The sequence below is a fragment of the Limnofasciculus baicalensis BBK-W-15 genome, from assembly GCF_024178385.1.
Classification (GTDB): domain Bacteria; phylum Cyanobacteriota; class Cyanobacteriia; order Cyanobacteriales; family Coleofasciculaceae; genus Limnofasciculus; species Limnofasciculus baicalensis.
Map to the genome: position 1 here is coordinate 1 of NZ_JAMZMM010000272.1, position 8357 is coordinate 8357.

8 protein-coding genes and 1 tRNA gene are annotated in these 8357 nt (G+C 41.9%); 4 read left to right on the forward strand and 5 right to left on the reverse strand.

What is annotated here, in order from left to right:
- The first annotated feature begins 273 nt into the window (after positions 1 to 273).
- From NJ959_RS21465 to NJ959_RS21475, 3 genes are all read left to right on the forward strand, one after another.
- Positions 274 to 2523 carry a Tex family protein gene (locus NJ959_RS21465; protein WP_254013783.1) on the forward strand — a complete coding sequence of 750 codons (2250 nt, stop codon included), beginning with the start codon at positions 274 to 276 and terminating at the stop codon, positions 2521 to 2523.
- 168 nt (positions 2524 to 2691) lie between these two features.
- Entirely contained in the window at positions 2692 to 2970 is a 279-nt protein-coding gene (locus NJ959_RS21470; protein ID WP_254013784.1) for a DUF433 domain-containing protein, read from the forward strand.
- A 46-nt stretch (positions 2971 to 3016) separates the two neighbouring features.
- A complete protein-coding gene (locus NJ959_RS21475) occupies positions 3017 to 3613 on the forward strand; it encodes a hypothetical protein (protein ID WP_254013785.1) in 597 nt (198 codons plus the stop codon).
- Positions 3614 to 3657: 44 nt separating this feature from the next.
- Here NJ959_RS21475 and NJ959_RS21480 read toward each other — a convergent pair whose 3' ends face one another.
- From NJ959_RS21480 to hisF, 5 genes are all read right to left on the reverse strand, one after another.
- A complete protein-coding gene (locus NJ959_RS21480; protein ID WP_254013786.1) occupies positions 3658 to 4344 on the reverse strand; it encodes an N-acetylmannosamine-6-phosphate 2-epimerase in 687 nt (228 codons plus the stop codon).
- 24 nt (positions 4345 to 4368) lie between these two features.
- Entirely contained in the window at positions 4369 to 5742 is a 1374-nt protein-coding gene (locus tag NJ959_RS21485; RefSeq protein WP_254013787.1) for a GH1 family beta-glucosidase, read from the reverse strand.
- A gap of 101 nt (positions 5743 to 5843) precedes the next feature.
- Positions 5844 to 5916, reverse strand: a tRNA-Ala gene (locus NJ959_RS21490).
- 82 nt (positions 5917 to 5998) lie between these two features.
- Entirely contained in the window at positions 5999 to 6211 is a 213-nt protein-coding gene (locus NJ959_RS21495) for a hypothetical protein (RefSeq protein WP_254013788.1), read from the reverse strand.
- 96 nt (positions 6212 to 6307) lie between these two features.
- Complete coding sequence (gene hisF / locus NJ959_RS21500) at positions 6308 to 7078, reverse strand: imidazole glycerol phosphate synthase subunit HisF (RefSeq protein WP_254013789.1); 771 nt, start codon at positions 7076 to 7078, stop codon at positions 6308 to 6310.
- A 216-nt stretch (positions 7079 to 7294) separates the two neighbouring features.
- On the opposite strand from hisF, the gene ruvB reads away from it, so the two are divergent.
- Positions 7295 to 8357, forward strand: a 1063-nt coding sequence (ruvB, locus tag NJ959_RS21505) for a Holliday junction branch migration DNA helicase RuvB (protein ID WP_254013790.1), incomplete at its 3' end; no start/stop codon positions are given.

An 8357-nucleotide genomic window follows, 5' to 3' on the forward strand; every position in this document is an offset into this window, starting at 1 on the left:
AACTGACTTAAGCTATTAGGCAGTGGTTTAAACCACTGCCGGGTTATCGCGAATCGTGCAAGTTGTCAGATTAAATTTACATTTTGCACCCTGAAGTGTGACACTACAGATTTCAATAACTCTCCTCCAGCCCCTAACCTTGCAGTAGAGAGGTTGGGGAATAGCTAAAATCAGGCAAGGAGATATTCTTACTCCCCTCGCCTCTTAGGAGAGGGGATGGGGGAGAGGTCAATTTTATGCGTATCCTAGAAAAGTCCCCTCCATCCACACCCCATGCTAAACATCCCCCAACTCCTCGCCCAGGAATTATCCATCACCCCCTCCCAAATTGAAAACACCCTCGCCCTATTTGCCGAAGGTGCAACCATTCCCTTCATCGCCCGCTACCGGAAAGAGCGGACGAATTCCCTCGATGAGGTACAATTGCGGGATATTTCCGAACGCTACACCTACCTGACAGAATTGGAAGAACGGAAATCGTCGATATTGGATGCGATCGCAGCTCAAGGTAAACTCACAGATGAACTTAAAGCCAAAATTGAATCTTCCCTGCAAAAAAATGAACTAGAAGATCTCTATCTTCCTTATAAACCCAAACGCCGTACTAGAGCAACTATTGCTAGGGAAAAAGGTTTAGAACCCTTAGCGGAATTTATTAAATCTTTGAATAATCCCAAAGCAACGCCTGTTTCTCTGACAGATGAAGCCGCTAAGTATATTTCAGAAGATAAAGGAGTAAAAACCGCAGAAGAGGCACTTAAAGGTGCTTCCGATATTTTAGCAGAAGCTGTATCGGAAAAAGCCGAATTTCGGGCTTACCTGCGAGACTATTTCATGCAGAATGGGATATTCTTATCTAAGATAAAAGATGAGTGTCCGGAAGGGAGTACTAAATTTGAAATGTACCGCAGCTACCAAATCAAAGCCAAAGATATTGCTTCTCACAATATGTTAGCACTTTTCCGAGGTGAGAGTGAAAAAGTATTGAGTCTTGACCTTAACTTTGATGAAGATGCAGTCCAATCTTATTTGGAATCTGAGGAAATTAGAACAAAAATTCCAGCCGTGCGGGATTTTTATCGCGCTATGTTAAAGGATGCTTTTAATCGTTTGATGAAGACTTCTTTGACTACCGAAGTAAGGAGCGATCGCAAAACTTATGCCGATATTGAATCCATTAAAACTTTTGAAACAAATCTCCGGGAATTACTCCTATCTGCACCTGCGGGAATGAAACCAACATTAGCGATCGATCCGGGATTGCGCACAGGATGTAAGGTGACAGTATTGAATGAAACTGGCAAGTTTTTAGAATATCAAACCATATTCCCTCACACCGGAAAACCCACTGAGGCGGCTGGAATTATTAAGAAACTAATTGAAAAATACCAGATCGAACTGATTGCGATTGGTAACGGTACAGCATCCCGCGAAACTGATGAGTTTGTCGGGGAAGTATTTAAAACAATTGAGCGCAAACCGATTAAAGTAATCGTAAATGAATCTGGTGCATCTATTTATTCCGCCAGCGATGTGGCACGAGAAGAATTCCCCGATCAAGATGTTACCGTGCGCGGCTCAATTAGTATCGGAAGGCGCTTACAAGATCCTTTAGCAGAATTAGTGAAAATTGACCCCAAATCCATAGGAGTGGGACAGTATCAGCATGATGTGGATCAGAAATTACTAAAAAAGAAGTTAGATGATACAGTAGAAAGCTGCGTTAACTATGTGGGTGTGGATTTAAACACCGCATCAAAAGAACTCCTCACCTTTGTCTCAGGTTTAACCCCAACTATTGCCAAGAATATCGTTACTTATCGGAATGAAAATGGAGCCTTTACCAATCGCCGCAAACTGATGAAAGTAGCAAAACTCGGACCAAAAGCCTTTGAACAAGCAGCGGGATTTTTGCGGATTCGCGGTGGGGATAACCCATTAGATAATACCGCTGTCCATCCAGAAAGTTATCCAGTAGTGGAAGCCATTGCCAAAGACTTAAACGTATCCTTATCTCAGATATCCCAAGCCGCAGATAAACTCAAATCAGTTAATCTGAAAAAATATGTAACTGAGACGATTGGATTACCCACACTTCAGGATATAATTAAAGAATTAGAAAAACCGGGACGAGATCCCCGTGCAGAGTTTAAATATGCCACATTTAAGGAAGGAGTGAAAGAAATATCTGACCTAGAAATTGGTATGGAATTAGAAGGAAGTGTAACGAATGTGGCTAACTTTGGTGCATTTGTGGATATTGGAGTCCATCATGATGGATTAGTCCATATTTCCCAATTAGCAGACAGGTTTGTGGAAGATCCCAAGCAGATAGTGAAAGTGGGACAAGTTGTGAAGGTGCGGGTGGTTTCTGTGGATGAGAAATTGAAGCGGATTGGGTTATCGATGAGATCTAATGATGGGGTAAGTGAGAGTGCTAGTGTTAAGAATAGTGAGAATCGGAGTAAGAATAATTCTGCTAGTTTGGCGGATTTGAAAGCGAAGTTTAATCGGAAGAATTAGGAGTGGTTGAGTAATAAGTAGTGGGGCTTGACATAGAAAAGTTATTCAGGGTAAACTATACCTCACTAAAGTTAACTACCACCCAGAAAGAAGCATCAATTTAATGCTCGATCCGATAACTTCGCGATATGATAGATATAAATAAATATTTCCAACAACTATAGCTTTATGGACTACCAAGACATCATCACGATTGAGCCGGGAAAACGCAGTGGGAAGCCTTGTATTCGAGGAATGCGCATCACTGTGTATGATATCCTAGAATATCTGGCAGGTGGCATGACACAAACAGAAATTCTGGAAGATTTTTCTGAACTAACTTCCGAAGACATCAAAGCATGTCTAGCTTTTGCGGCTGATCGTGAGAAAAAGTTATTTGTGGCATCGCTTTTGGCAATATTACATTTCTCCAGAAATGTTGCAGCGGACGGGCGATCAACCTTGTAACATATAATATAGTTGACCCGATCGTGTGGTAAGACCTTACCTATTTATGCCTTACAGCCAATTTACCCTAAAAAACCTAGTCGAACAATTTAATTTGACTTTGGCGGAAACGACTCGATTATTTCCTAATATAAATCCGATAACTCCTACAGAATTACTATCAATGACGTTGCAAGAGTCATTGCCATTAGCAACTGCAATCAATAGTGAAAAGGCACGATCTGAATTAATTATTACCCCGATTTTACTCGAAATTAAGCGAAAAATGAATCACCAAATTGGTTTATTTTCTGGTAATGATTTTACTGTAGATTCAAATTTGGGACTCAATGGTTCACCTGATTTTTTAATTACTCGCAGTCGCGAACAATATTACATTAGCGCTCCAGTAATGACTATTGTTGAGGCAAAAAATGAGAATATTAATTTGGGATTAGGTCAATGTGGCAGTGAAATGCTTGCAGCACAGATATTTAACGCACGGGAAAATAATTCTGTGACTACAGTTTATGGATGCGTTACCACTGGGGTGTTATGGAAATTTTTGCAATTAGATAATCAAACCCTATATATTGATCCTGTAGAAATATCTGTTGAACCCATCGAACGATTGTTAGGGATTTTTATCCAGATTCTTTCTTGAGTTGAAATATTATTTAATATAAATAAAACATCCAACTCCCCACTTTAACTAATCGCTTCCCGATAAGCTTTCACCTGCAAATCAATACCTGTAATTGCCGTACCAACAACCACGGCATATCCCCCCAACTTGAGCGCCTTATTTGCCATCTCCGGCGTAGAAATTCCCCCTTCACAAATTACCGGAATTTCTAATTTATCCACTAATTGAACAAGTAAATCAAAACCAGGTGGTTTTAAATGTTTCGTTTGATTCGTATAACCGTAAAGGGTTGTCCCCACTAAATCTGCTCCCGCTGCAACTGCTGCGATCGCACTTTCTATTGTATCAATATCTGCCATGACTGGTTTGCCCAACTCATTATGGATTCTAGCAATTAATTCTGCTACTGTTTCTCCGCCGGGGCGTTGGCGTAAGGTAGCGTCAATGGCAATAATATCAGCACCCGCAATTGCGATCGCAACTCCGTGGTGAAATTGAGGTGTAATGTAAACTTCATACCCTGGTATTTGCTGTTTCCACAATCCAATAATTGGTGCAGTTGGACATTCTAATCGCACTGCTGTAATCTGATCTGGTGTATCGATTCTTATACCAACAGCACCCTGATTCATTGCAGCTTTTGCCATGGCTCCTATGACGATTGGGTTGTGTAGGGGCGAGTCTGTTGGGGCTTGGCAGGATACAATTAGTCCTTGATTTAATAGGGGAATTAGATTATTGGTTAACATGGTGATTTTTTTGAGGTTTATGGATTATATTATCTGATTTGTGCGGATACATTCGCGATACCAATTGAAGCTGGTTTTGGGTATGCGTTTTTGGGTTTTATAATCTACATACACAATCCCAAATCGTTGTTGGTATCCCCACGCCCATTCAAAGTTATCTAGAAAACTCCAGAGGAAGTATCCTTTTAGTGGATATCCTTCCGAAATTGCTCGCTTTGCCATTCTTAGGTGTTGTCTTAGGTATAAAATGCGATCGCTATCTATAACTTCTCCTTTTTCATTTAATTCGTCTTGGGCTGGACAGCCATTTTCGGTAATAATTATTGGTAAGTCGGGACGGTTGAGGGTTTCGCTAATATGTCTAATGCCCCAATATATAGCATCGGGGAGAAGATTGAGCCATGGCATCTCCATTCTGGGATATCCTTTGGGGAAGTCTAGAATTTCGTATCCCCATTTATTATCTGCGGCTCGAATGTATGTGCCTGTGTATATGTTAAATCCTAAAGCATCTAATGCTTGATGGATTGTTTCTAAGTCTCCATCTTTAATATCTGGTGCATTTTCTCCTAATTCTTCTAGTAAAGTGGGACTATACTTTCCTGTAAGTACTGGTAAAATAATACCCCCATTTTGTCCGGAGGTATGAAAGGCTTTTTGGGCGGCTTCTATATGTTCAGCTGATTCCTGAATGGGTACGGTTACGGCAAAGTTATCTACTAAACTTACTGAGCAAGAAACCGGAGATGCAGCACGAATTGCTTGACAACCTAAGCCGTGGGCTAATAAGGCGTGGTGAGAGGTTTGCCAAATTTCTTTTAATGAATTTACTCTTTTTCCTGGTGCATGAGGGGGATCTGAATTAACTTTATATCCGATGTGGGTAAAGCAGGGGATTTCATTAATTGTCATCCAATTGGTAATGCGATCGCCTAATCGACTCACAACTGCTGTAACATAATCAGCATAGTCTCTTGCCATCTGCCGATTTTGCCAAGAGCCATATAAATCTTCTAATGCTTGAGGTGAATCCCAGTGGAATAATGTGGCGTGGGGAGTAATTCCATATTCGTTTAAACAGTCAATTATACGCTTATAGAAATCTACGCCTTCTTCGTTAACTGCACCTCTACCATCGGGAATAATTCGACTCCAAGCAATACTGAAACGATAGTGCTTGATTCCCAGTTCTGCCATTAATTCTATATCTTCTTTATATAGATGATAATGGTCGCACGCGATCGCACCTGTATCATTATTTAACACTCTTCCAGGAGTGGCGCTGAATGTATCCCATACACTAGGTTTTCGTCCACCTTCTGTTGCTGCACCTTCAATTTGATAGGAGGATGTTGCAGTACCCCAGCAAAAGTCTTCTGGGAATTTATAGTTTGTCATAAAGGGGGAATGGGGAAGAGAGTTTTGAGTTTTCAGTTTTCAGTTTTCAGTTTTCTCCTCTGCCTTTCACATCTTACCTCTTACCTCTTACCCACGGAATATGGAGTTAAGCGGATTCGAACCGCTGACCCCCTCAATGCCATTGAGGTGCTCTACCAACTGAGCTATAACCCCGTGAAGCATTTACAATCATCCCTGAATTATTCAATTTAGTCAAGCATTATTGGTAAATTTCTTTTTTATTCCCGCCAACCCTTCAATAGAAGGGGCTGGGGGTTTGGGCGATGCGATCGAGATAGCAGATGTAGGTGTTCATCAGAAAATACACTACTATCATCGCCCCTGCCGATAGCGCTACCAAGGTTCCCGCCAGCATCAGTGAGAATTCGCGGGTATCGAAGGCTTGCTGCATCAGGTGGAGGGACCAAGCTACTAAAGCAACATCAAATATTAAAATAGCGATTAACATAGTTTACGAAATGTAACAGCTCATCTATTCTAACAACACCTAATTCGTAGGTATGTATAACAAAACTTAAAGATTCGCTGTAAGTCGTACACTGTATTACGTCAACCGCACCGGGAGTTTGCGGTCAGTCAGATAGCTTTTGATTTGGGATACTGTAAGTTGTCCGTAATGGAGTAGGGATGCCAGTAGTGCTGCTTCAGCTTTTCCGTCTGTGAGTGCCTCATAAATATGTTGGCAATTCCCTGCACCGCCGGAAGCTATCACAGGAATTTCTACTTGCTCGGCAATAGTGCGAGTTAATTCTAAATCATACCCTGCTTGGGTTCCATCCCCATCCATACTAGTGACGAGGAGTTCACCAGCGCCCCTTTGTGCCATTTCTTTTGCCCATGAGATTGCATCTATTCCCGTATTTTCCCTGCCCCCACGCACGTATACATCCCAGCCAGGATTCTGGGGAGCTTTTCGCGCTCTGGCATCAATCGCTACTACAATACATTGGTTTCCGAAGCGATCGCTAGCTCGATTGACAAAATCCGGATTCCTTACCGCTGCCGAGTTAATGCTGACTTTATCCGCTCCAGCCCTTAACAATAGTTTAATCGTTTCTAAGGATTGGATACCGCCGCCGACAGTGAGGGGAATAAAAACTTGTTCCGCTGTCCGGTAAACTACGTCAACTATAATATCTCGGTCTTCGTGGGTGGCGGTAATATCCAGAAATACTAGTTCATCTGCCCCTGCCTCGTTATAGGCTTTCGCTAACTCGACGGGATCTCCAGCATCTTTAAGATCCACGAAGTTAACTCCTTTGACAACCCGTCCAGCTTTGACATCCAAGCAAGGTAAGATTCGTTTAGATAGCATATCTAGTGTCTTGTAGTTTCTAATTTCAGATTTTGAATTGACGAATCCCAGACAGGAAGCCAGTTTTCCAGTGCGGAACCCTGGTAATTATAGCGCAAAATGAGGTAATTGGTTCGTAGTAGGCGCTTTAGCGCTGAAGCGCCTACTACAAACGGACTTTAGGTCTGGGGTTAAACCGAAATTGATATTACAATAAATTCTTAAACTATTAAACTTATGGCAATTACTTCTTTCCGACAACAGTCTCAACAACCAGATGAGGAAAAACCTAAGTCTAGTACGAAAAAAAAGAGTAGAAAGAATATTTCCAAGGAAGAAACTACTGGCGAGACTGATATTTTAATTGCTACGGCGATGGCGGATGAAACTGATAGTCAGGAGGAAGGTATTCGTCCTCATCGGTTGGCGGATTATATCGGGCAAAAAGAGTTGAAGAGTGTTTTGGAAATTGCGATCGCAGCCGCTAAAGGGAGAAATGAATCATTAGACCATTTACTATTATACGGTCCGCCGGGATTGGGGAAGACTACTATGTCCCTGATTTTGGCTACAGAGATGGAAGTTAATTGTAAAATTACTGCTGCTCCTGCTTTAGAACGTCCGCGAGATATTGTGGGACTTTTGATTAATTTGAAGCCTGGAGATATATTATTTATAGATGAAATTCATCGCTTATCGCGGATGACGGAAGAATTATTATATCCCGCGATGGAAGATTATCGCTTGGATATTACGATTGGTAAGGGACAATCAGCAAAGATTAGAAGTATTCCTTTGGCTAAGTTTACTCTAGTTGGCGCTACGACTAGGGTTGGCTCCCTAACTTCACCATTACGCGATCGCTTTGGGCTGATTCAACGTCTGCGATTCTATGAAGTAGATGAACTAACTTTAATTGTCCAACGAACAGCCGCTTTACTGCAAGCTCCCGTGACTCAAGATGGTGCTGAGGAAATTGCCCGTCGCTCCCGTGGTACTCCTCGCATTGCTAACCGTCTCCTGAAACGGGTGCGAGACTATGCACAGGTGAAAAAACTTGAGATAATTAACCAATCAGTAGCAGCAGAAGCACTAGAAGTCTTTAATGTAGATCCGATGGGTTTAGATTGGACAGACCGATTAGTGTTAAGTGTCATGATCGAACAGTTTAATGGAGGACCGGTGGGATTGGATGCAGTTGCCGCAGCTACGGGAGAAGATACTCAAACCATTGAGGAAGTTTATGAGCCGTATTTATTACAAATTGGCTATTTACATCGTACACCTCGCGGTCGTGTTG

Bases quoted from the DNA above. Each gene is read 5' to 3' on its own strand.
- NJ959_RS21485 (WP_254013787.1), bottom strand. From the start codon at position 5,742: ATGACAAACTATAAATTCCCAGAAGACTTTTGCTGGGGTACTGCAACA.
- NJ959_RS21465 (WP_254013783.1), top strand. From the start codon at position 274: ATGCTAAACATCCCCCAACTCCTCGCCCAGGAATTATCCATCACCCCC.
- NJ959_RS21470 (WP_254013784.1), top strand. From the start codon at position 2,692: ATGGACTACCAAGACATCATCACGATTGAGCCGGGAAAACGCAGTGGG.
- hisF (WP_254013789.1), bottom strand. From the start codon at position 7,078: ATGCTATCTAAACGAATCTTACCTTGCTTGGATGTCAAAGCTGGACGG.
- NJ959_RS21475 (WP_254013785.1), top strand. From the start codon at position 3,017: ATGCCTTACAGCCAATTTACCCTAAAAAACCTAGTCGAACAATTTAAT.
- NJ959_RS21495 (WP_254013788.1), bottom strand. From the start codon at position 6,211: ATGTTAATCGCTATTTTAATATTTGATGTTGCTTTAGTAGCTTGGTCC.
- NJ959_RS21480 (WP_254013786.1), bottom strand. From the start codon at position 4,344: ATGTTAACCAATAATCTAATTCCCCTATTAAATCAAGGACTAATTGTA.